Below are 22607 nucleotides of genomic sequence, written 5' to 3'. Positions count from 1 at the left end.
CCGTGTCAGACCAGTCGCTTGCGGTAGTGGACGCGGTCATAGGGCCCGTCCACTCGCCGTTCCACGACCTCATAACCGAACTTCGGGTAGATCTCCTGGTTCTCCCACATCTTCGCGTTGGTGTAGAGCCTGACCTCGGGCAGTCCCAGCGCACGCGCGTGTGCCTCGACGAACCGCAGCAGCCGTCCACCCACTCCCTGCCCCTGGGCGTCGGGACGGACGGCGATGTTGTCCAGGTACAGATGGTCGGCGCGCTCCTCGATCACCACGAGCCCGACCACCGGGTCGCCGGTGACGTACACCTGCCCCGCGGCCACGTTCGCCGCGTGGTCCCGTCGCATGGGCTGCGGTACCAGCCCGATGCGCTCGATGTAGTGCTCGTACGCGGCGTCCGTCACGGCCTTCACGGCCGGCACGTCGGCTGTCCCGGCGGGCCTGATCTCCTCGTTCGTCATGCCCGCACGCTACCTACCTGATCTCCGTCTCAGCAGTCCCTTAAGACAGCCATAAAGATCGTCAGCGGCCGTCACAAGCTGGGGATTTCACGGTTTCTTTGATCCGGCACCCATCAGTTCCGGTTCCGAGGAGACCCCCATGCCCGCACGCCTGCCCGCACGCCGCAAGGCCGCCGCAGCCGCCGCCGTCGGACTGGCCCCGCTCGCCCTGACCGCGCTGGCCACCGCGCCCGCGGCGGCGCACGGCTCGCTGGGCGACCCGGTCAGCCGGGTCTCGCAGTGCTACGCGGAGGGCCCGGAGAGCCCGAAGTCCGACGCGTGCCGGGCGGCGGTCGCGGGCGGCGGCACCCAGGCGCTCTACGACTGGAACGGCATCCGCATCGGCGACGCGGGCGGACGGCACCAGGAGCTCATCCCGGACGGCAGGCTGTGCAGCGCGAACAACGACGAGTTCAAGGGGCTGGACCTGGCCCGCGCCGACTGGCCGGCGACGAGCGTGCGCAGCGGGTCGTACACCTTCAAGTACCGCGTGACCGCCCCGCACAAGGGCACCTTCAAGGTCTACCTCACCAAGCCGGGCTACGACCCCGCGCAGCCGCTGGCCTGGGACGACCTGGACCTGTCGCACCCGGTCGCGACGGCCACGGACCCGGTCGCCTCGGGCGGCTTCTACACGTTCTCGGGCACGCTCCCGGAGCGCTCGGGCAAGCAGCTCCTGTACGCCGTCTGGCAGCGCTCGGACAGCCCGGAGGCGTTCTACTCCTGCTCGGACGTGACGTTCGGGGGCGGTTCCGGGGCCGTGAAGGGCAGTTCGGCTCCGGCGCCGAGCGCCTCCGCGCCCTCCGAGGAGCAGATCGAGGCCGGCACCGACAAGTCGACGGTCGAGCATCACGGGCACGGTGACGACGACGCAGGTACGTCGGCCCAGCCGACGGCCCAGGAGACGGCGGGTCTGCCGGCCAACGACGTGCAGGCGGCGGGGAGTTCGCAGAACCTCGCCGAGACGGGCGGCGACACCAGCACCTCGTATCTCGCGATGGGCGGTGCCGCCACCCTCGCGGCCGGCGCGGCGATCCTGTTCGGTTCGGTGCGCAGGCGTGCGGTGAACCACGGTGGACGGCGCGGCCGTTGATCCGATGAACTCCGGGGCCTGACCGGCGGCTCAGGCCGGACAGGCCCCGGCGACGCTCAACTCAGCGCCGACGCACAGGTGGTGGCGGTGGCGTGGGCCGGGTCGAGGGCGTTGGCCACCTCGTGGAAGGCGATCCGGTCGAACAGGCCGATGGCCACGTGCTCCGAGAGGTCGAGCGGACACAGGTCCTGGAGCAGGACGTTGTGGACGCCGGATCCGCTGAGGAACTGGCTCTGGTACGGCGTGACGACCTCGTCGTACCTGGTGGCGAGGACGGTGTACTTGACGCCGGGGACGGTGTCGCCGCCCGCGTTGAGCTTGGTGAGGAAGGCGGAGCCGACGACCTGGTCGGCCAGGGCGGGGGTGTTGGTGGTGAGGAAGTCACCGACACCCGGGAAGTACGGCAGCAGGTTGGTCAGCCCCGACAGGGTGGTGCCGTGGTTGTCGGGGGCGATGCCGACGAGGGCGTTCACCTTGGCGGCGCCGCCGAGGAACTTCAGGTAGTAGCGGGGCATCAGACCGCCCTGCGAGTGACCGACCAGGTCGGTCTCGGTGGCGCCGGTGGCGGCGAGCACCTTGTCGACGAAGGTCTTCAGCTGCTCGGCCGACTTGTCGATGGGACCGAGGCCGTAGACGAGGGGCACCCCGGACAACTGGCCGTAGTCGAAGGAGAAGAGGCAGTAGCCGCGATTCTCCAGGTAGGGGGCGAGGGCCAGCCAGTTGTCGACGGAGTTGGCGAACGTGCCGTGCACGAGGACGACGGGACGGGGGTGGGCGGTGGAGGGCTTGCAGGACCAGTCGTTCCAGCCGGCGCTGGGGGCGGTGGCCGCCTGGGCGGTTCCGGCGGCGGGGACGACGGCGACCGCGGCGGTCAGGAGTACGGCGGCGAGGGGTCTGAGCAGTCGTTTCCAGGGCAGCATCGGGTGATCTCCTTGCGGCTCAAGGGAGTTGCGATGGCCTTACGCCCTGTGATCCGGATCACGAAGGATGCTGTTCAATTCGAAAGTTACGGACGAGTAGTTCGCTTGTGAAGTTACGCGTCAGTAAAAACTTCCAGTGATAACCGCGTCGGATGTATCCGATGATGAACCGTCACCAGGCTGGCCTGATGGGACCATAGGGGGCAATGCGTCCCAATTGATGGCACAACGCGCGCACTTCACCCTCGCCGATGACATCGACCCACGCCGCGACCGCCTCCGTGGCGGCCTCTTCCGCCGCCCGGGTGCAGGCCCACCCCTGCTCGGTGAGCACGACGAGCCGGGCCCGCGCGTCCTCGGGATGCGGTCGCCGCTCGGCGTACCCCTTGCGCACGATCTCGTCGACCAGCTGACTGGCGGCCTGCTTGGTCACCCCGAGATGCCCGGCGAGCTCCGTGACCGTGGCCCCGTCCGGCGCGAGCCGCGTGAACGCGAAGCCGTGGGCGGGGCGCACACCCTCGAATCCACGGGCGACGACCCCCTCGTTGATGCGCCGGGTCAGATCGCTCGCGGCGGAGAGCAGGGCGGAGGTCAGAAAAAGGGCTTCGGAGTTCTGCATGAGAGCACTATAGTCAAGCTACTTGTTCAAGTTGCTTGACCATCTGAGGTCACCCTTCGACCTTCTTCGATCACGGAGGCCCGCATGCCCGTAGTCCACTCGTCCGAAGCCGTCACCCACGAGATCCACGGCGCCCGTTTCGTCTCGTACGCCACTCCCCTCACCGGCAGCAGGGAGCTGTGCGCCTGGCGCGGCGAGATCCCCGCCGGGACGAAGGCACCGGCTCACACCGTCAACCGCGAGGAGATCTTCCATCTGCTCATCGGCGAACTCCTGATCACCCTCGACGGCACCACCCACCGGCTCACCGCGGGCGACACGGCGATCATCAACCCGGGCGCGACCCTGAGCGTCGAGAACCCGACCGACCACACCGCCCTCACCTGGGTCACCACCTCCATCGGCCTGGAGGCGGAACTGGCCGACGGCACCCGCATCACCCCGCCGTGGGCCAACTGACCTCACGCGGGCTCCCGGGGGTGGCTGCCCCTACGCCGCCAGGGTCCCCGGCAGCACCGCCAGCGGTCCGAACTTCGCCCGGACGCGGTCCGCGGCCTCCTCGATACGGCGGAGCTTCTCGTCGGTGGGGTCGAAGGTGAGCTGGTGGGAGGCCTGTTCGGCGGAGTCCAGGCCCTCGGCCCGGAGGGCGAGGGAGCGGACCCGGGCGCGCTGGAGGCCCAGCGCCTCGTACATGCCGTAGGCCGCCCTGGTCAGGGCCGCCGAGTGGGCGGTGGGCTCGCCGAGGGTGCGGCTGCGGGTGGTCGCGGTGCGGTCGGCGTAGCGGACGGTGAGGGTCAGGGTGCGGCAGACCTTGTCGAGGGCCCGCAGCCTGGTGCCCAGCTCCTCGGCGGCGGAGAGCAGGGCGCGGCGGTGCCGGTCGGGGTCCAACTCGTCGCGGGTGAAGGGGCGTTCGGTGGCGAGGGAGCGCGAGACGCCGTTCGGGACCACCCGGCCGCGGTCCACGCCGTTCGCCTTCTCGTGCAGCTCGCGGCCGGGCTTGGCGCCGACCAGTCGCTGGAGGGTGGACAGGGGTGCGGCGGCGACCCGGTCCAGGGTGTCGAGGCCGTACTCGCACAGCACGCGGGCGGTCGCGGTGCCGACGCCGGGGAGTGCGGCGACGGGCCGGCCGGCGAGGAAGTCCGCCACCGCGTCCTCGGGGACCGTCCGGGTCAGTCCGGGCCGGGCGTCCTTCAGCGCCATACGGGCCAGCATCGGTCCGGGTCCGGCGCCGATCGCGCAGTCCACTCCGTGCAGGGCGAGGGCGCGGACCCGGATCACCGAGGCCAGTTCGACGGCGTCGCGCTTGAAGTACCGTTCGGCGCCCCGCAGGTCGGCCAGTGCCCCGTCCGGCGGCAGCGCCTCGACGACCGGCGTGAACTCCTCGAGGAGGCCGAGCAGTTCGGGCAGGGCCGCCTCTCGCGTCGGCGGCAGCTGGAAACGTACGCAGAGGATGGTCATCCCGCACTCCCCGGACTCTGGTGCCACAACTTCCGTACCTGTGAAGCCTCTTGACCCGCCGGCCGCAGATCGGCCCACGGATGCAGTTCGTATCCCGTCGGCATTTGGATTCGCCGCCCACCGGTCGGATCGCCGGACGGGCCTCCCGCCCGGACCCCGCTCTCGTCACCAACTCCTTCCGAACCCGGCCCTGCCCCTGCCCCTGCCGCTGACACCGGCCCCGGTGCCGGCTCCGCCAGCCGTGCCGCCACCGCGTCGAGGCCCTCCTCGTTCCGCAGTTCGACCAGTTCGGCGAGGTTCCAGGCGGCCGCGCCCACCACACTGAGGCTGCGCGGTCCGCGCCGCTGCACCACTCCGCGCACCAGCAGCAACCAGGAGTGGAAGACGGCGTGCGCGCAGGCGTCGTGCGAGTCGTCGAAGAAGGCGAGGTCGACCAGGCCGGTGCCGTCGTCCAGGGTGGTGAAGATGACCCGCTTGCCGGACCGGATCGGCGGGGTCTGGGTGGCCACCTTGGCCCCCGCGACGAGCACGGTCTCCCCGTGCCGCGCCTCCCGCAGCCGCCGCGCGCCGACCACGCCCAACTCCCGCAGGAAATCCTGGTGGTCGTCCATCAGATTGCGCGAGACGTCCATCGCCAGCACCCCCAGCTCGGCACTGAGCCGCTCCACGGAGGACAGGTCCGGCAGCCCGGCCGGGGCGGTCCTGCGCCCGCCGGCCAGCGGGAGCTGCCCACCGCCCGCACCCCGCCCGCCCCGGTGCAGCTCGGTCAAGTGCAGTTGCAGATCACGCCGGTTCGCGCCGAAGGAGTCCAACGCGCCGACCTGGGCCAGCCTTTGGGCCACCGGCCGGCTCGGCCGCGCCCGCTCCCAGAAGTCCAGCAGCGAGGCGTACGGCTGCCCCTCCGCGATCCGCGCGGCCTCGGCCTCGCTGATGCCGTACACGTCGGAGAGGGCGAGTCGCAGACCCCACACCGAAGGTTTATCAGACACCAGTTCGATCCTGTGTGCGACCCCCGACTCGTTCACGTCCAGGGGCAGGATCGGCACCCCGCGCCGCCGCGCGTCCGCCAGCAGCAGCCGCTTCGGGTACATCCCGGGGTCGTGGGTGAGCAGCCCGGCGTAGAAGGCGGCGGGATGATGCGCCTTCAGCCACGCCGACTGGTACGTCGGTACGGCGAAGGCGACCGCGTGCGCCTTGCAGAAGCCGTACGACCCGAAGGCCTCGACGATCTCCCAGGTGCGCTGAATCGTTTCCGCGCTGTAGCCGTTCGCCGCCGCGTGCTGGGCGAACCAGAACCGGATCCGCCCCTGCGACTCCGGTTCGGACAGCCCGCGCCGCACCCGGTCCGCCTCGCCGCGTCCGCACCCGGTCATGATGTCGACGATGTCGATGATCTGCTCGTGGAAGACGACGACCCCGTACGTCTCCTTCAGGGGTCCCTCCAGGTCCCGGTGCGGATAGCGGACGGGCGCCCGCCCGTGCCGCGCCTCGATGAACGGCCGCACCATGTCGGCGGCGACCGGCCCGGGCCGGAACAGCGAGATGTCGACGACGAGATCGTGAAAAGTAGCCGGCTGGAGCCGTCCGACCAGGTCCCGCTGCCCCGGCGACTCGATCTGGAAGCACCCCAACGTCTCGGTGGAACGGATGAGTTGGTACGTCGCCGGATCGCCCGGCGCCAGCGCGTCCAGGTCGATCCGCTCGCCCGTGCCCCGCTCCACCTCCGCGACCGCGTGCGCCATCGCCGACTGCATCCGCACGCCGAGCACGTCGAGCTTGAGCAGCCCGAGGTCCTCGACGTCCTCCTTGTCGAACTGCGACATGGGCAGCCCCTCGCCGCTGGTCGGCATGACCGGCGTACGCCTCAGCAGGGACGCGTCGGAGAGCAGCACCCCGCACGGATGCATGGCGACTCCGCGCGGCAGGGCGTCGAGGGCCTCGACCAGCTCCCACAGCTTCCCGTACCGGTCCTTCTCCCCCGCCAGCGCCTTGAGTTCGGGCAGTTCCGCCAGTGCCGCTCGGGCGTCCCGGGCCCGGATGTGCGGGAAGGACTTGGCGATCCGGTCGATCTCGGCGGGGTCCATGGACAGGGCCGCCCCCACGTCCCGGACGGCGTGCCGCACCCGGTACGTCTCCGGCATGGCGACGGTGGCCACCCGCTCGCTGCCGAACCGCCCGATGATCGCCCGGTAGACCTCCAGCCGGCGCGCGGACTCCACGTCGATGTCGATGTCGGGCAGCACGAGCCGGCGCTTGGACAGGAACCGCTCCATCAGCAGCCCGTGTTCGACGGGGTCGGCGTGCGCGATCCCGAGCAGATGGTTGACCAGCGACCCCGCCCCGGAACCCCGCGCGGCCACCCGGATCCCCATGTCCCGTACGTCGTCCACTACTTGAGCGACCGTCAGGAAGTAGGAGGCGAAGCCGTGGTGGGCGATGATGTCCAGTTCGTCGTGCATCCGCTCCCAGTACGCCCCTCTGCCCGCGTACCCCTTCAGCACCATCCCCGCCGCCGCCCGGGAGGCCAGGGCCCGCTGGGCGGTACGGCGGCCCGCACCGACGAGATGCGGCTCGGGGAAGTGGACGGTGCCGATGCCGAGGTCGTCCTCGGGGTCCACGACGCACTCGGCCGCGGTCGCTTGCGTCTGCTCCAGCAGCCGGTGGGCGGTGTCGCGCCGGAAGCCCGCGGCCTCGACGATCCGCTCGGCGGCCGCCAGCATGGCACCGGCGTCCTTGAGCCAGGCCTCACCGGAGTCCAGTTCCTTGACGGCGCCGACGGGGACGAGCCGGCGGGCGGAGTCCAGCACGTCGGCGACCGGGCCGAGGCCCGCGTCGGCGTACCGTACGGCGTTGCTGAGCACGGGCCGGATCCGCTGTTCGGCGGCGAAGCCGACGGTACGGGCGGCCAGCCGCAGGGAGCCCGGACCGGTGCCCTTCCTCCCGTGCCAGACGGCCTCCAGCCGCAGGGCGTCACCGTAGACCTCCCGCCAGGGGCCCAGCAGCCGGGCAGCCCGGTCCGGACGGCCGGCGGCGAGAGCGCGGCCGACGTCGGAGGCGGGCCCGAGCAGCACGGTCAGCCCGTCTCCCCGGTTCTCCTCCCAGGGCAGCAGGGGCGGGCCCTCCACCCCCTTCTCGGAGTGCACCGCGGTGACGAGCCGGCACAGGTCGGCCCAGCCATGGGCGCCGTCCCGGGCGAGGAAGGTGACCCGGGGTGCCGACTCGTCCACGAAGGCGCCTCCGCGCACGGGGACACGGCGCCGCTCCCGCCGTACGGGCTCGATCTCCTCCACGGCCAGCCCTACCCCGAACAACGGCCGCACCCCCGCCTTCGCACAGGCCTTCGCGAACCGGACCGACCCCGCGAGGGTGTCCCGATCAGTGAGGGCGAGGGCGTCCATCCCCCGCTCGGAGGCGCGCTCGGCCAGGCGCTCCGGGTGCGAGGCGCCGTAGCGCAGGGAGAACCCGGAGACGGTGTGCAGATGAGTGAACCCGGCCATCCACACCTCCCGCATCGAACATCAGTTCCCTATCGCCCCTCCTCCACCATAAACCAAAACTCGAACATGCGTACGACAGCGGCGGGACCGTCCCCCACCTGCGGAAACGGTCGTCGGCCTAGCTGCCGGGGCGGGGCTGGACGGGCCCGGCGGTGTCCGTCCCCGGGGGCTCCTCGGTGGCGTTCTCGGCCGTGACGGCCGGCTGGCGGGAGGTGGCCGTCGTGCGCTGCGCGGTCTCCAGGGCGTGCAGGCGGCGCTTGATGTCGCGCAGCTCGGTCAGCAGGGTGTCGGGGCGGTTGATCCTGGTCACGGGTGCTCCTCTGGTTCAGGGGGGTGCGGTTGGTTCAGGGAGTGCTGGTGGCGGGTGTCACGGTCAGCTGGACCTGTTCCTCGCCCGCGTCGTTGCCCGGAGTGACCTCGATCCCGGTGATGCGCACACCGAACCGGGCGCCCTCGGGAAAGAACACGTCCTTGATGACGACGAGGGCGTCGTCGCCGACCTGGTAGGACCCGAGCACCGGATCCAGGTCGGCGCGCACGGTCAGCTCGGGCAGGACGACGGGGGCCGAGACCGCGGCGAGGGCCGACCTGGCCTGGGAGCGCAACAGGTCCGCGTCGGTGAGATGGACGTAGGAGACCTCGGTCTCGGTCAGTGGGCGCCCGGTGCCGCCGTCCTCGGCGACCGCGACGAGCTGGCCGTTCTCACCCTGCTCCCCGAGGGCGAAGACCCGGGTGGCGGTGGAGGCGCCGTCGGCCGGCCAGGCGTAGCCGATGAGATTGGCGCCGTACTCCCACACGTGCGGGGTGCCCTGCCGGCCGAGCTGCGGGGTGCCGACCCGGAGTCTGCGCACCGGGCGGCCGTCGCTGCCGTACGCCATGTCGATGACGAAGTCGGGGCCGCGCTCCAGGCTGGCCAGCTCACGCAGCGCCTCGCCGGTGCTCTTGAGGTCGCTGCCGGGGTAGAGAAGGGTGCGGGTGATTCCGGAGGGCGTGGTGGACTCGGGGCGCACCCCGATGTCGCCGTCGGGATGCTCCTGGGCGAAGGCCACGAGGGCGCGGGCGATGTCGCTCTGGTCACGGTCGGTGAAGGAGACGTTCGCGGAGGCCAGGTCGGCCGGATCGAAGGTCTTGGGCAGGACGCGGCGGTGGTCGAAGTAGGAGAGGAATCCGGCCGCGCCGATCTCCAGGTGCTGGTCCACGGAGGTGTACTTGACGGTCCAGACCACCCCGCCCCACACCAGCACGCCGTCCCGCTCGACGTAGAGGGCCGCGCGTCCCGGTTCGGTGAGTTCGCGGGGGCGGTGGACGGTGATCCGCGGGTCACCGAGGGGCAACCGGGCGCGGAACTCGCCGGCTTCGTTGAGCTCGGTGCTGAACGTGACGTCGTACAGCGGGAGTTCGTCGGTGATGACGCCGGTGGCGAGGTCGGCGGTGTAGTAGGTGTAGCGGGTCGGTCGGGCGGCCACTAGCCCACCAGCCAGGTGGTGTTGATGTAGACCAGCTGGCCGGCGGTCAGAGGGTCGTTCTGCGGGTAGAGGTTCAGGCTGCCGTCGGGGTCGACGATGCCCTCCACGCCCGTCCGGGTGCCGCCGAGCACCACGTACCAGTGGTGCCGTACCGCTGGGCGGAAGGCGGCCGGGAGGGTCATGATGGTCGTGGGGTTGGCCGACTGGGCGACACTCGTGCGGATCGCGCCGCGCAGGTAGGCGACCGCACCGACCCTGCGCACGGCCGGTGGCTCGTTGTTGTACACGGTCCAACTGGCGGGAAAGGTGAGCGTGGTCCAGCCGGTGTCGTTGTTGACCGCCCGCCAGCCCGCCGTACTGTCGTACCACTCCAGGTGGTTGCTGTCCGAGCGGTGGATGTACATGCCGGCGTACGGGTACGCGGGCCGGCCGGCCTCGCCCGCGACCCGCAGGATGCCACCGGCCGCCGCGGTCCACACGCGCAGGTCGTCGATGTCGGGGGCGGTGACGGAGGAGGCGTTCTTCGCGACTCTGATCCGGGCGAGCGGGATGAAGTCACCGCTCACCGCGGGGTCGACGGGAGTGGCGGCGGCGGTTCCCTTCACGAGTTCCACGGTCATGCCGGTGGTGGCGTCGCCGTACTGCGCGTCACGCTGCCGGGCGATCACCAGGTCGTTGCGCGGGTTGCTGGAGTCGGCCGGGTTGGTGCCGAGGACGTCGAGGGTCTTCTGCTGGCCGAGGGTGACGAGGTAGGCGCCGGTCGCGCTGGCCCGGGTCCCCTGGATCACGCCCTGGAAGGGGGCGACGGTGACCTTGCCGGAGACGGTGGCGGTGGCCTGGACCCGGCCGGGGTCCCCGGTGGCGGGCCGGATTCCGCTGCGGGCCTGCACCGGGCTGGGCCCGGGCGCGGCGAACACGCCCGTGGCCAGCCGGGCGTCCTCGGCGTCGACGACTCCGCCGGAGATCCAGCCGGAGTCGCGTTCTGGGGTCGGCGTGCTCATGGGGATGCCTCTTCCGGTCGGAGTGTCACGGGACGGGGAACGCGATCACACGCAGGCCGGTGTAGAGCGCGGCGTCCGAGCCCACCCTGCAGGCACCGGTCGTCATGCCGCCGCCCCGGGCGACGTACTGCGTCAGCACCAGCTTGGTCGCGGCGGGCAGCAGGTAGTGCCCCTGGGCCACGCTGGTGGTGATCCTCGAGGGACCGCCGTGGAAACAGGCAAGGGACAAGGCCGTCCCGTCCTGCTTGCGCACCACGTGGTCCCACCGCTCGTCGGGGCCCGAGGTCACCGCGTACATCTGCCCTGTGATCAGCAGCATTCGGGGGTACGGCGCCGTGGGCACGGTGACCTGGTTGAAGGTGAGGCCGGTGGCTTCGGCCAAGCCGCCGATCTGCGGCCAGCCCGGGTCCGCCGGCCCGAAGAACTCCACCGCCCCCGTGGCCGCCGGCCGCCAGGCCGTGCCCGTACGGACCAGGTCGAGGCCGGCCTTGACGTCGTACAGCCGCTGTCCGGCGTAGCCGTTCGCCGGGAGCGACTCGTGGGTCTGCAACGGCAGTACTCCGCCCGTGGCCACGGTGAACACCCGGAGGTCCTTGATGTCCGCCTGGGTGATGGACCCCGCGTTGGGCCGCACGGTGATCTCGGCGAGCGGCAGGAAGTCGTCGCTGAGCCTCGGCGCGACCGGCGTCGGCGCGGGCGCCCCGGCCGCCACCTGCACCACCATGCCGTCGCTCGCGTCGCCGTACTGCCGGTCGGTCTGCCGGGCCACGACGAGGACGATCCGGGCGTAGGAGGAGTGGGCCGGGGCCGCGGTGAGCACGTCGAGGGTCTTCATCCGACCGAGCGTGATCAGGTACGCGCCCGCGTACGACGCACGGGTGCCCTGCAGGACCCCCTGGAAGGGCTGGACCTTCACACTGCGCGAGGGGGTCGCCTCCGCCTCGACGCCGCCGGGGTTGCCGGGGCCGGGCTTGATGCCCGTGCGGGCCGCGATCGGGTTGGTGGAGTCGGTCGCCGCCGAAGCGAACACGCCGGTGGCGAGCCGCGCGTCATTGGCGTCGACGACACCGCCGGAGAGCCATCCGGAGTCACGCTCGAGGTCTTCAGGGACAGGGTCAGCCATGCGGGTGCGTTCCTTCTGGTAGCGGAGGGCGGGCGGGTCAGAGCCAGGCGTCGCGCCACTCCGCGGTCAACCGGGCGGCCGGTTCGTAGTCGCGGGCGCGGAAGAGTACGGGCGTCGCGCCCGGCCGGAGCGGGAACCAGTCCGAGTCGGGCAGCAGCGTTGCCCGGCGGGAGGCCGTGCCCTGGAGCAGGACCGAGCGTGCGTCGGTGTCGACGATGAGGAACTCGCCGTTCTGGAGGGTGAGTTCGAAAGCAAGTTCCTCACCGGTCGCGGTGTTGCTGATCACCGGCTGGACGCAGGGCCCGCTGATCCGCCAGACCGGCCAGGTGGGCACGGTGCCCTTGTTCTCCAGCAGCAGCCGGCCACCGGAGGAACCCGACCCGAAGTCGAGGGGGAAGGAGAGCGGGAAGGTGACTCCGCCGCTGGAGGAGGGCAGCGGGCAGGTGCTGGTGTTCAGCCCGTACGAGTACCGCAGCGGGTCCGGCGCGGTCATGGTCAGCGAGAACTCGAAGGCGCCGGACTTGCGGTCGACGATCTTCGTCTCGGCGGTGAGGCGGACCAACGCCCGCCGGACGCGGTGCGGTTCGGTGACGACGAGCGGCAACAGCGTGCTGCCGTCGGCGAGTACGGCGGCCAGCCGGTCCTTCGCCTCCTCGCGTACGGCGCGTTCGGGGGCGATGGCCATGCCCTCCAGGGTGACCACGCGAGGGCCCCGGTAGGAGGGGGCGTCGAACGCACCGTGCCGCTCGGGGCGGTCGGTCAGGGTGAGCCGGACGGGCGGGGTGGCGGCCCAGCCCTGTTCGCTGGTGACCCACCACTCGACGCCGTCGTCGTCGACGGTGTTCCCGGCCCAGCCGTCCACCTCGAACACCGGCTGCTGGAGCTGGCGGCCGCTCATCGCTTGGCCGCCCAGGCGAGTTCGCGGGCGGTGATCCGGCCGATCTCGTACTCGGACTGGCCGGGGCGGGGGTGCACGTTGACGGTGACGGGCCCGCTCGCCGGGGCGGCTCCGGCCCGGGGTGCCGCCCCGGCGGCGACTCCGGCAAGGCTGTAACCGGGGCCGATGACGCTCCGCGCGGTGGCAGTGGCAAGCCGCCCCGCAGCACTCGCGACCCTGTTGCCGGCCCCCTCCATGCCGAGGGCGAGCCCTTCGCCGACGTCCCCGCCGAAGCCCATCATCACCTTGGACGGGGAGGCGATACCGAGGATGCTGCGGATGGGGCCGGGGATGGTGTTGACGATGAAGTTCTTGACGGTGTTGAGAAGGGCACCGGCGGAGTTCTTGATGCCGTTGATGAGGCCGTTGACGATGTCGCCGCCCAAGCGCAGGAGTTTGTCGGGGAGTTCGGCGAAGAACCCCCAGATCTTCCCGGGCACGCCGCGCAGGAAGTCCACAACGCCGTTCCACTTGTCGACGATCCAGTCCCGCACCGAGCCGACGGCGTCCTTGATCTTGTCCCAGTGCTTGACGATCGCGAGCACGGCGATGCCGACGGGGCCGGTGAGAATGGCGACGAGCAGCGGCCAGTTGGCCTTGAGCCAGTTGACGACATTCTTCCCGGCGTCGATCAGCCAGTTGATGGCGACCGACGCCCCCTTCATGACCGTCCCCACCACCTGCCCGATGATCTTGAACGCCGCCTGCATGACGGCCTGCACGGTCTTCGACTGCATCGCCATGTCGATGAGCTTGGTGATGAGCGGCATGATGAGGGCGAGAATCGCGCCGAGGATGTTGGCCTTCATGGCGGTGTTGAGCCCGCGCTGGGCGGTGGTGGCGGTACGCAGCCCCTGACTGAACCGGGAGAACAGCCCACCACCCGAGGCCGCACTCCGCCCGGCCCGCTGCACATCACTGGATGCCCGGGCGGCAGCGGTCCGCACCTGATTGAGCCCGGCACTCGCCTGGGTGGCGGAGGCCCGCAGCCGGCCTGTGGCGCTGCTCGCCTGGGTGGCGGAGTTCTTGAGCCGGTCGACCGAACTACCGGCCCCGGTCGCAGCGGTGCGCAGTCGACTTCCGGCCGCACTCGTCTGAGTCATCGCGGTGCGGAAGCGGGTGAGCGCGCTCGTTGCCTGAACCAGTGCGGTTCTCATGGTCGACTCCTGTGGGGCGGGCGGGGCGGACAGCTCACTTCTTCAGCTCCCGTTCGATATGGGCCATCTCCCGCGAAAGAGCGGCCGCTTCGGGAACGGCCCCCTTCACGACACGAACGAAGTGCGCGATGGTCGCCCTGAGCTGCCTCTCCTGCTGGTGCAACTGGCGGAGGTTCGGGTCCGGGGTGTTGCGCCTGACCGAGGGGATGTCGTCACGCGGGTTCTTCTTCCTGCCCCTCAGGTCCTTGATCTGGTTCTTGGCCCAGACATGGTTCTCAGTGACGTCCTTGCGCAGCTCACTGAGACTTTTCGGCTTGTCCAGCCTGCCTTCCAACGTGGTCAGCCGGTTCTTCGCCTTGGCGATCTCTTCCTTGGCCTTGTTGACCTCGGCCAAAAGGTTCTCGGGTTTCTGGTCCCTGGCTTCCTTTCGCTTCTCCTCCGAGCGGAACCTGTTCAGCAACCACTCGTCGTACTTGTCCTGGAGCCCGAACAACTTGACGGGATCGAAGACATTGAACTCGGCCTTTATCCCGTTGACCGCGGCATTCAGACCCGCGACCTCCTCCTTGAACCCGCTGATGGGCACCTGTGCCTGCACGTTGCGGCTGAAGGCGGCCTCGGCGTCAGCCTTGAGTTCATCGACCTTGCTTCGCAGTTCACCGACCTGCTGATCAACGGAGGACTTCACACTCTGGACCCTCGCGTCGACAGCGGTCTTGAACATCTGCGAGTCGATAAAACCCTGGACCCAATCAGGGATTCTTCGAGGGTCGGGAGGTGAAGTCACGATCGCTGTCCTGTCATCCGGGAGAACTGAGAAATGCCACGATTTCGGCGGGTGTCGCGGCGCTCCCCTCTCCCCCCGCCTGGAGGTTGTCCACGACCTCGGCAGTCGCCCCCGACGGCCGCGGCACCGCCTCCGGGTACTCCGCCGGTTCCGCGTCCTCGTCCCGATGGACCGTCGCGAACATCCAGTTGGCGACCGCCAGATGGTCGACGACCGCCGCCAGCAGATGGTCCGTCACCGTCCAGTCCGCCTGTTCGCCGTGGACCGCTCGGGCGAAGGACGAGTCCGAGGGAAGGTGTTCGACCAGGACGCGCAGACGGCGGGAGGAGAGCCGGCCCCGGTGCCAGTCGAGGAGGTCGACCCCGTAGTGGCGGAGCAGATCCGCCTCCAGAGCCTCGGCGTGCTCGTCGACCAGCGCGCCGAGGCTCAGCCTTCCCCCAACGACATGCCGGTGTCGTTGCCGTACGCCTCCAGGATCGCGGAGACGTCCTGGACACTCGTGTCGTACTTGCAGAACCGCTCGAACTGCTCCGCTCCGAGCAGCAGCGCCAGCAGCCCGTCGATGTCGTTGTCGTCCAGCGCCGCGATCTGCTTGGCGATACCGCGCGGGAACTCGGTGGGCAGGTGGAACACATCCCCGTCCACCTCGAACTCCCAGTTCTTTCCGACCGCTTCGAGTCGCTGGGCACGGGCGGCGTTGACGTTGAAGGGGGCCATGTCGGTGGAGCTCCTTGCTACGAGAGGTACGAAAGGGTCAGGCCGCGCTGAAGCTCGGGTCCTTCATCAGGAAGGTCGCCAGCGGAGCACCGTCCACCGTGGCCAGCGCGGTGAAGGTGACGCCGAGCTTCACGGGAGCGGTACGGACGAGGGCGAGCTCCTCCGTCTCGGTCACCTGTCCGCGGGCGACGATCATGCGGTACTTGACCTCGTCACCGTCCACGAACTCCAGCCCGAGCATCCGCTCGTCGAACTTCGGCTCGGCCGCCAGCTCGTACTTGTAGAGCCCGGACCCGGTCGCCGTCTCCTTCACCTGCCCGCCGCCGAAGAAGAACGGCAGGGTGTCCTCGTTGAGTTGGAGGAGCTGGAACTTGAAGCTGAGGTCGCGGTCGGAGTAGACGAACCTCGCCGAGCTGACGCTCTGCCAGGTGTCCACGGGGTCCAGCTTGTCCTTCTTGGAGATCTTGACCCCGTCGGTGGTGGTGTAGCCGAGGTCCTTCCATCCGGCACCCCACGCCGCGGCGGTGTCGGCGGGCGGTGCGGTGGCGAGCGGGGCGATGAGGACACGGCCACTGCCCGCGACCCGGATCTCCTTGGCGTTCGTTCCGGCCATCACTGCTCCTTGCTGGGAGATGGACATGACGTGCTGATGTGGGAGTACGGCGAAGTCACGCCGGGCGTACGGCCGTTCAGGCCGGGCGGACCACCAGGCGGGTGGTCGAGACATAGCGGTTGGCACTGGCGTGCCGGTAGTCGGGCAGCCAGCGCGGCCCGTCCTCCTCGACGACGTCCACGACGGTGGCCCCGCCGTGGCGCGCGCCTCTGAGCTGGAGCATCAGGGCACGGGCCACGAGGGAGACGGTGTGGGCCGCGGCCTTGGAGGGGCCGTACACCTCCAGGTCGACCAGCGGATTGTCGAGCCGCGGATCCTCCGACCAGGCACCGCCCATCCGGGAGACCAGTACGGCGCGCTGCGAGCCGTCGAAGCCGGAGGGCGGCGCGACGTCGACGACTACGCCGGACAGCTCGCTGCGGTCCTTGAGCAGGTCGACGACCAGCTGCTCCACGTCCGGGAAGGTGATGTACGGCTCATTCATCGGAGTGGGCGGAGTCTGCGGAGTCCTCGATGCCCTCCGCGGGCCGTGCGATGACGCCGAGGAGTTCCCGGGCGGCCAGGTCGTCGACGTCCACGACGTCACCGGGCTCGTGCCCGTTCCACCAATAGGTCAACTGGATCTTCTGCACGGCGTCTCCCCCGAAACGATCGGCTGCGAAGCAAGCTGCTGGGTGATCAACTTCCATTGGTCAGAAGGAAGTTGGCGCCCCAGGGACCGCAAATGTAACGGCCGCCCCAAGCGCGACGTGAGCAACTTGAGGTCTCGAACGGGTAACGATGACGAGCGACCGCACGAGGTCTAGTCCTGTCCTGAAACCGACCCTCCTGCAGCGGCATCCAATCGAGGCGGAGGAGACGGAAGTTGCTCCTGCACCGACTGCTGCACCGGCTCCTGCACCGACTGCTGCACCGGCTCCTGCACCGGTTCCTGCACCGGTTCCTGCACCGACTGTTGAACCGGTTGCGGCACCGGCTGCTGAACAACCCCGGACCCCCCACCGACCCCCTGCTGCGCCTTCTCCAAGAACCGCAGCAACTCCACCGGGAACGGCAGCACCAGCGTCGAGTTCTTCTCCGCCGCCACCGCCACCACCGTCTGCAGCAACCGCAGTTGCAGCGCGGCCGGCTGCTCGGACATCTCCTTGGCCGCCTCGGCCAGCTTCTTCGACGCCTGGAGCTCCGCGTCCGCGTTGATGACCCGGGCCCGCCGCTCCCGGTCCGCCTCGGCCTGCCGGGCCATGGACCGCTTCATCGTCTCGGGCAGCGACACGTCCTTGATCTCGACGCGGTCGATGGTCACCCCCCACTCCACCGCGGGACTGTCGATCATCAACTCCAGCCCCTGGTTGAGCTTTTCGCGGTCGGACAGCAGATCGTCCAGTTCGCTCTTGCCGATGATGGAACGCAACGACGTCTGCGCCATCTGCGAGACCGCGAACCGGTAGTCCTCCACCCGCACGACCGCCTCGGCCGGCCCGGTCACCCGGAAGTAGACGACGGCGTCCACCCGCACGGTGACGTTGTCCCGCGTGATGCCCTCCTGCGCGGGCACCGGCATGGTCACGATCTGCATGTTGACCTTCCGGAGCTTGTCGATGCCCGGAACGATCATGGTGAAGCCCGGCCCCCGCACGTCCGGCCGCAGCCTGCCGAGGCGGAAGACCACGCCCCGCTCGTACTGTTTGACGACCCGCGCGGCCGCCATCGCGTACACCGCTCCGGCGGACACGAGTGCCACGCCCGCCGCAACCAGCTCCTCGACCATCGCGACCCCCAGGGTCCGAACCAGGTGCTCAAGGTGTGTACTTCGACGGTAACTCCGGCATGTACACAAAGGGGAGACGGAGGACGCAGGTGGCCCACGGCATACGGACACAGGACGGCCGGGGACTGACCGTCGAGGAGTACGGCGACCCGGACGGCACCGCGGTGATCCTGCTGCACGGCACCCCGGGCTGCCGCTTCGGGGCCGTACCCGAGGACGTGGTGACCGGGCACCCGGGCACCCGGTTCATCTCCTACGACCGTCCCGGCTACGGCGACTCGGACCGGCAGCCGGGCCGCCGCGTGGCCGACGCCGCCCGGGACGTGCGGGACGTGGCCGACGCGCTCGGGCTCGACCACTTCTCGGTGCTCGGCCTCTTCGGCGGTGCCCCGCACGCGCTGGCCTGCGCCGCGCTGCTGCCCTCCCGGGTGCGGCGGGCGGCGGCCCTGGCGTCACCGGCGCCGCCGGACGCGCGGGACCTGAGCTGGTTCGACGGCATGGCCGACTCCCGCGTCGAGGAGGTCACCCTGGCGCTCACCGACCCGCTCGCCTACGCCGGCCGGCTCGCCGCCCGCGCCGCCGACGTCCGCCGCGACCCGGCCCAGCTGCTGGTCTCGCTGCGCGACGGGCTCACCGACTCCGACCGGCGGATCCTGTCCACCCCGGCGGTCGGCGAGCCGCTGCTGCGCGCCTACCGCGAGGCGCTGCGCGGTTCGTCGGACGGCTGGCTCGACGACGACCTGGCGCTGCTCAGCAACTGGGGCTTCGACCCGGCGACCGTCACCCGGCCCGTCCTGCTGTGGCACGGCGCCCGGGACACCCTCTCCCCGGTCGGCCACTTCAAGTGGCTCGCGCACCACGTCCCGCGCGCCCGCCCCGTCCTGGAGCAGGACGCCGGCCACTTCGGCGCCCTGGAGGCACTGCCCGCCGTACTGGACTGGCTGCACCCCACCACGGAACCGGCCGCCCCCTGACCACCCCGGACACCGACGACAAGTCCCCGTACGCCAGACGCGTACGGGGACTCGCGCACCGCTGAACCCTAGAAGACGCTGACGCCGTACGCGCTCAGTGCCTCGGTGACCGGCTGGAAGAAGGTCGTGCCGCCGGAGGAGCAGTTGCCGCTGCCGCCGGAGGTCAGACCGTAGGCGGTGCCGTTGGTGCCGTACAGCGGGCCGCCGGAGTCGCCGGGCTCGGCGCAGACCGTGGTCTGGATCATGCCGTAGACGACGTCACCGCCGCCGTAGTTGACGGTCGCGTTGAGCGCGGTGACCCGTCCGCTGTGGATGCCGGTGGTGGAGCCGCGGCGGGTGACCGTGGTGCCCACGGTCGGGGTGGCGGCCCGGGTGATGTCGACGCTGCCGACGGTGCCGGAGATCGACGACACGGGGTAGCTCGTCGAGTACTTGACGAGGCCGTAGTCGTTGGTCGGGAAGCTGGACCCGGCCGTCGAGCCGAGGGTCGAGGTGTGCCCGGAGTTGGACCACCAGGTGCCCGCGCCGTCGGTGCAGTGACCGGCGGTCAGGAAGTAGTAGGTGCTGCCGCTGCGGACGTTGAAGCCGAGGGAGCAGCGCCAGCTACTCGCATAGATGGCGTCGCCGCCGGAGATCAGCTTGTTGAACTTGCCCGGGGTCCGCTTGATCGTGAGCGCGTCGGCGTTGCTGCCGGCCTGCTCCTTGATCTTGGCGATCTCGGCCTGTGAGACCGTGCTGTCGACGGTGACGACGACACGGTTGCCGGTGACGGCCCAGGCGGTGCCCGGGATGTCGGCCTTGAGCACCGAGTTGCTGGCGCTCTTGAGTTCGGCGGTGCTGAACGGGGTCGCAGCGGTCGCGTTCGCGCTGGGGACCGCGATGGCGGCCGCGGCCACGAGGCCGGTGGTACCGGCGATCAGCCGGGTGCGTCTCGTGATGCCACTGCGGGGGGTGGTGCGCTTGATCCTCACGTTTCGTTCCCTCCCAGGGGAATTCGGGGGCCCGCGTGGGGTCGGGGCCCGTGAGGCGCAGTCGGAGGCACGTCCGTCCGGATTGCGGACACGCCGTGCCCCTGACAAGCGCTGAGGGGGAGTATTCGGCCGAACGACCGGTCGCCGCAAGGGCGCCTTTCGGCCGTGAACCTTTGAACCACCTTTGCGATCCGGAGGGAACCGGATGCCTCCGGATTACGTCCGCATCTCCCTCCGCGACGGCGAACGCCCGGGGTGTTCCCCGGCGGCGGGAACGGCCAGATGAAGTGGTCGGCAAGAGCGCACGGCGGCAGCGGCGAGCGGTCGAAGTCGATCGCCGTACAGCCGACGGCGTCCCGCGCGGCCGGGGTACCGGAAGCGGAACCGGTGGCCTCCGTCCGCGCTCACGGCATCGCCGAAAACCGTCGCCCTGTACGGCGGCCTCGGCCTCAGTTCCGTACGGGCTCGGGGAGCCCGAGATGCGAGCGCAGCGTGCTGCCGCGGTACTCCGTGCGGAACGCGCCGCGCTCCTGGAGCAGCGGGACCACCCGGTCCACGAACTCGTCGAGCCCGCCCGGGGTGAGATGGGGTACGAGGATGAAGCCGTCGGCGGCCTCGTACCGCACGAACTGCTCGAGTTCGGTGGCGACGGCCTCCGGAGTGCCGATGAAGAACTGCCGGCCGCCCGCCTCGATCACGGTCTGCCGGATCGACAGTCCCTTCTCCCGGGACAGGGCCCGCCACTTCTCGGCGATCGCGACCGTGTCACCGCGCCGGGTCCGCCCCTGGGTGAGCGCCGGATCGACCACCGGGTCGATGTCGGGCAGCGGGCCGTCCGGGTCGTAGGAGGACAGGTCGACGCCCCAGATCTGCTCCAGGGTGAGGAGCGCGGTCTGCGGGGAGGTCTGCTGCCGGCGGATCTCGGCGGCCCGCTCCTGGGCCTCGGCCGCGGTGTCGCCGAGGACGACCCCGACCCCGGGCATGATCTTCAAGTCCCCCGGTGCGCGGCCGTACTTGGCGAGCCGGCGCTTCACATCGGCGTAGAAGGCGCGGCCGTCCTCCAGCGAGCTCCGCCGGGAGAAGACCACGTCGGCGGCGGAGGCGGCGAACTCCCGTCCCTCGTCGGAGTCCCCGGCCTGGATCACGACCGGGTGGCCCTGCGGCGGGCGCGGCAGGGTGAACTCGCCCGCGATGTCGAAGTGCCGCCCTCGGTGCGCGAACGGCCGCGGGATCCCGTCGGGCGTCCAGGAGTCCCACAACTCGCGTGCGGTGTCGAGGAATTCGGCGGCCCGGGTATAGCGGTCGGCCCGGTCCAGGTAGCCGCCGCGCCGGAAGTTCTCTCCGGTGAAGGCGTCGGAGGAGGTCACCACGTTCCAGGCGGCCCGGCCGCCGCTGAGATGGTCCAGGGTGGCGAATCTGCGGGCGAGTTCGAACGGCTCGTTGAAGGTCGCGTTGACGGTGGCGGCCAGCCCGAGCCGTTCGGTGACGGCGGCCAGGGCGCTGAGGACGGTGATCGACTCGGGCCGGCCGACCACGTCCAAGTCGTGGATACGGCCCTTGTGTTCGCGCAGCCGCAGCCCCTCGGCGAGGAAGAAGAAGTCGAACAGACCGCGCTCGGCGGTACGGGCCAGATGCTCGAAGGACGAGAACTCGATCTGGGATTTCGACTCCGGATCGGCCCACACGGTGGTGTTGTTGACGCCCGGGAAGTGGGCCGCCAGATGCATCTGCCTACGGCTCATGAGGTTCCCTTGGTCACGGCGTACTGGTTGGCGGGCCGGGAGAGGCCCAGGTGCTCCCTGAGCGTGCTGCCCGGGTAGAAGGTGCGGAACAGTCCGCGGTGCTGGAGCAGCGCCACCGTGCCGTTGACCAGCCGCTCCAGGTCGCGGAGCGGTTCGGCGGGCGTGAGGTGGAAGCCGTCGACGATGCCCTGGCCGTGCCAGGTGGCGATCAGTTCCGCGAGGTCGACGGGACCGCCCCGGTACAGCGGCCCCTGCGGGCTCGGCCGGGGACCGCCCCCGCCGTGCCCCGGCTCGGCCGCGTGCTCACCGGCGCAGAGATCGACGAGCAGGCTCGCGAGGACCCGCAGCGCATCGGGGTCACGGCCGGACTCGGCTGCCTGGGACCGCAGTTCTTCGCGTACGGCGGCTGCCTGCCCGGCGCTGACGGCCCGCACCAGGGCCACGTCGGCGTACCGCGCTGCCGTTCGCCGGGCTTGGCCGTCGGTGGCGTCGACCACGCGGACCGGGTGGCCCTGCGGAGGGCGGGGCACGATCGAGGGGCCCTTGACCGAGAAGGACGTGCCCCGGAAGTCGACGTGGTGCAGCTTGTCCCGGTCGATGAAGCGGCCGGTCGGCACGTCCCGGATCTCGGCGTCGTCCTCCCAGCTGTCCCACAACTTGGCGGCCACGTCGGCCACTTCCCCGGCCTCCTGCCACAGGGCGTCGGCTACTGCCGCGTGCCGGCGGCCGAAGAGGCGGGCCTCGCCCTCGGTGGTCGACACGTCGAGCCGCCAGCCGGCCCGGCCCCGGCTGACCCAGTCGAGGGTGGCGACGGCGGCCTGGACGTGGAAGGGCTCGGTGTGGGTGGTGGTGACGGTGGGCACCAGGCCGATCCGGGTGGTGGCGGGCGCCACCCGGGACAGCACGGCGAGTGCGTCGGGACCGGGGCGGGCGAAGCTGTCGTCCAGCGTCACGAAGTCGAGCCCGCCGCGTTCGGCGAGCCGGGCGAGGGCCACGTAGGAGGCCGCGTCGTAGGCGGACGGCTGGTCCACGGCGACGGAGAGATGCAGCATCACAGCACCTTTTCGAGCAGCAGCAGCCGCGGCTCCAGCGCCAACGCCCGTGCGACGGCGACCCGTTGCTGCTGTCCCCCGGAGAGCTGCGGACAGGAGTCGGCCTTCTCGCCGAGCCCCACCCGGTCGAGCAGCCGCAGCGCCGCCTCGACGGCCTCCTTGCGGGGCCGCTTCAGCGCGGACACCGGGGCCCCGTCCACGCTGACGCCGAAGCTCTT

The 22607-nt window shown here is 70.7% G+C and carries 24 protein-coding genes and 1 pseudogene; 3 read left to right on the top strand and 22 right to left on the bottom strand.

Features of this window, described 5'->3' with window-relative positions:
* Window positions 1-5 precede the first annotated feature (5 nt).
* Window positions 6-455, bottom strand: coding sequence for a GNAT family N-acetyltransferase (locus tag OHN19_RS34400; RefSeq protein ID WP_123759759.1), 450 nt, complete (start codon window positions 453-455; stop codon window positions 6-8).
* Between the two features lie 151 nt (window positions 456-606).
* Between OHN19_RS34400 and OHN19_RS34395 the strand changes: the two genes are divergently transcribed.
* Window positions 607-1587, top strand: coding sequence for a lytic polysaccharide monooxygenase (locus OHN19_RS34395; RefSeq protein WP_330269776.1), 981 nt, complete (start codon window positions 607-609; stop codon window positions 1585-1587).
* 56 nt (window positions 1588-1643) lie between these two features.
* On the opposite strand, the gene OHN19_RS34390 is transcribed toward OHN19_RS34395, so the two are convergent.
* Both OHN19_RS34390 and OHN19_RS34385 read right to left on the bottom strand, forming a co-directional pair.
* Window positions 1644-2507, bottom strand: coding sequence for an esterase/lipase family protein (locus OHN19_RS34390; RefSeq protein ID WP_330267930.1), 864 nt, complete (start codon window positions 2505-2507; stop codon window positions 1644-1646).
* Window positions 2508-2679: 172 nt separating this feature from the next.
* Window positions 2680-3126: a MarR family winged helix-turn-helix transcriptional regulator gene (locus tag OHN19_RS34385; protein ID WP_330267929.1), complete on the bottom strand. Its 447-nt coding sequence runs from the start codon at window positions 3124-3126 to the stop codon at window positions 2680-2682.
* 84 nt (window positions 3127-3210) lie between these two features.
* Here OHN19_RS34385 and OHN19_RS34380 point away from each other — a divergent pair, with 84 nt between their 5' ends.
* The gene (locus OHN19_RS34380) at window positions 3211-3585 is read left to right on the top strand and encodes a cupin domain-containing protein (protein WP_330267928.1); all 375 of its coding nucleotides are present in this window, start codon (window positions 3211-3213) and stop codon (window positions 3583-3585) included.
* A 30-nt stretch (window positions 3586-3615) separates the two neighbouring features.
* Here OHN19_RS34380 and OHN19_RS34375 read toward each other — a convergent pair whose 3' ends face one another.
* From OHN19_RS34375 to OHN19_RS34305, 15 genes are all read right to left on the bottom strand, one after another.
* Window positions 3616-4584, bottom strand: a complete 969-nt coding sequence (locus tag OHN19_RS34375; RefSeq protein WP_330267927.1) for a DNA polymerase Y family protein — start codon at window positions 4582-4584, stop codon at window positions 3616-3618.
* Complete coding sequence (locus OHN19_RS34370; protein WP_330267926.1) at window positions 4581-8081, bottom strand: DNA polymerase III subunit alpha; 3501 nt, start codon at window positions 8079-8081, stop codon at window positions 4581-4583. Before OHN19_RS34370 ends, OHN19_RS34375 begins: the two co-directional genes overlap by 4 nt.
* A gap of 118 nt (window positions 8082-8199) precedes the next feature.
* Complete coding sequence (locus OHN19_RS34365) at window positions 8200-8391, bottom strand: hypothetical protein (RefSeq protein ID WP_330267925.1); 192 nt, start codon at window positions 8389-8391, stop codon at window positions 8200-8202.
* A gap of 34 nt (window positions 8392-8425) precedes the next feature.
* Window positions 8426-9547, bottom strand: a complete 1122-nt coding sequence (locus OHN19_RS34360; protein ID WP_330267924.1) for a hypothetical protein — start codon at window positions 9545-9547, stop codon at window positions 8426-8428.
* Window positions 9547-10548 carry a hypothetical protein gene (locus tag OHN19_RS34355; protein ID WP_330267923.1) on the bottom strand — a complete coding sequence of 334 codons (1002 nt, stop codon included), beginning with the start codon at window positions 10546-10548 and terminating at the stop codon, window positions 9547-9549. The genes OHN19_RS34360 and OHN19_RS34355 overlap by 1 nt, the downstream gene beginning before the upstream one ends.
* A gap of 25 nt (window positions 10549-10573) precedes the next feature.
* Window positions 10574-11671 carry a hypothetical protein gene (locus tag OHN19_RS34350; protein WP_330267922.1) on the bottom strand — a complete coding sequence of 366 codons (1098 nt, stop codon included), beginning with the start codon at window positions 11669-11671 and terminating at the stop codon, window positions 10574-10576.
* 37 nt (window positions 11672-11708) lie between these two features.
* Window positions 11709-12569 carry a phage distal tail protein gene (locus OHN19_RS34345; protein WP_330267921.1) on the bottom strand — a complete coding sequence of 287 codons (861 nt, stop codon included), beginning with the start codon at window positions 12567-12569 and terminating at the stop codon, window positions 11709-11711.
* Window positions 12566-13765, bottom strand: a complete 1200-nt coding sequence (locus OHN19_RS34340) for a hypothetical protein (RefSeq protein ID WP_330267920.1) — start codon at window positions 13763-13765, stop codon at window positions 12566-12568. The genes OHN19_RS34345 and OHN19_RS34340 overlap by 4 nt, the downstream gene beginning before the upstream one ends.
* 34 nt (window positions 13766-13799) lie before the next feature.
* On the bottom strand, window positions 13800-14489 hold the full coding sequence (locus OHN19_RS34335; protein WP_330267919.1) for a hypothetical protein: 690 nt from the start codon (window positions 14487-14489) through the stop codon (window positions 13800-13802).
* Window positions 14490-14565: 76 nt separating this feature from the next.
* Window positions 14566-14790, bottom strand: coding sequence for a hypothetical protein (locus tag OHN19_RS44015; protein ID WP_419249552.1), 225 nt, complete (start codon window positions 14788-14790; stop codon window positions 14566-14568).
* A gap of 188 nt (window positions 14791-14978) precedes the next feature.
* Window positions 14979-15269, bottom strand: a complete 291-nt coding sequence (locus OHN19_RS34325; RefSeq protein ID WP_330267918.1) for a hypothetical protein — start codon at window positions 15267-15269, stop codon at window positions 14979-14981.
* 37 nt (window positions 15270-15306) lie between these two features.
* A complete protein-coding gene (locus OHN19_RS34320; RefSeq protein ID WP_280852410.1) occupies window positions 15307-15882 on the bottom strand; it encodes a phage tail protein in 576 nt (191 codons plus the stop codon).
* A gap of 76 nt (window positions 15883-15958) precedes the next feature.
* Entirely contained in the window at window positions 15959-16366 is a 408-nt protein-coding gene (locus tag OHN19_RS34315) for a hypothetical protein (RefSeq protein WP_330267917.1), read from the bottom strand.
* Window positions 16359-16514: a hypothetical protein gene (locus OHN19_RS34310; RefSeq protein WP_330267916.1), complete on the bottom strand. Its 156-nt coding sequence runs from the start codon at window positions 16512-16514 to the stop codon at window positions 16359-16361. Before OHN19_RS34310 ends, OHN19_RS34315 begins: the two co-directional genes overlap by 8 nt.
* 170 nt (window positions 16515-16684) lie before the next feature.
* On the bottom strand, window positions 16685-17650 hold the full coding sequence (locus OHN19_RS34305; RefSeq protein WP_330267915.1) for a slipin family protein: 966 nt from the start codon (window positions 17648-17650) through the stop codon (window positions 16685-16687).
* An 89-nt stretch (window positions 17651-17739) separates the two neighbouring features.
* Between OHN19_RS34305 and OHN19_RS34300 the strand changes: the two genes are divergently transcribed.
* Window positions 17740-18624 carry an alpha/beta hydrolase gene (locus OHN19_RS34300; protein ID WP_330267914.1) on the top strand — a complete coding sequence of 295 codons (885 nt, stop codon included), beginning with the start codon at window positions 17740-17742 and terminating at the stop codon, window positions 18622-18624.
* 68 nt (window positions 18625-18692) lie between these two features.
* On the opposite strand, the gene OHN19_RS34295 is transcribed toward OHN19_RS34300, so the two are convergent.
* The 4 genes and pseudogenes from OHN19_RS34295 to OHN19_RS34280 form a co-directional block, all read right to left on the bottom strand.
* Window positions 18693-19595, bottom strand: a complete 903-nt coding sequence (locus tag OHN19_RS34295) for a S1 family peptidase (RefSeq protein WP_330267913.1) — start codon at window positions 19593-19595, stop codon at window positions 18693-18695.
* A gap of 449 nt (window positions 19596-20044) precedes the next feature.
* A complete protein-coding gene (locus OHN19_RS34290; protein WP_330267912.1) occupies window positions 20045-21337 on the bottom strand; it encodes an NtaA/DmoA family FMN-dependent monooxygenase in 1293 nt (430 codons plus the stop codon).
* Window positions 21334-22389 carry an LLM class flavin-dependent oxidoreductase gene (locus tag OHN19_RS34285; RefSeq protein WP_330267911.1) on the bottom strand — a complete coding sequence of 352 codons (1056 nt, stop codon included), beginning with the start codon at window positions 22387-22389 and terminating at the stop codon, window positions 21334-21336. Before OHN19_RS34285 ends, OHN19_RS34290 begins: the two co-directional genes overlap by 4 nt.
* Before the next feature lie 8 nt (window positions 22390-22397).
* Window positions 22398-22580: pseudogene (locus tag OHN19_RS34280) on the bottom strand (ATP-binding cassette domain-containing protein); the annotation flags it as partial.
* Window positions 22581-22607: the final 27 nt, after the last annotated feature.

The organism is Streptomyces griseorubiginosus (assembly GCF_036345115.1).
In the GTDB taxonomy this organism is placed as follows: Bacteria; Actinomycetota; Actinomycetes; order Streptomycetales; family Streptomycetaceae; genus Streptomyces; species Streptomyces griseorubiginosus_C.
Note: the sequence above shows the minus strand (reverse complement) of the source record. Positions and strands in the feature narration are given on the sequence as shown.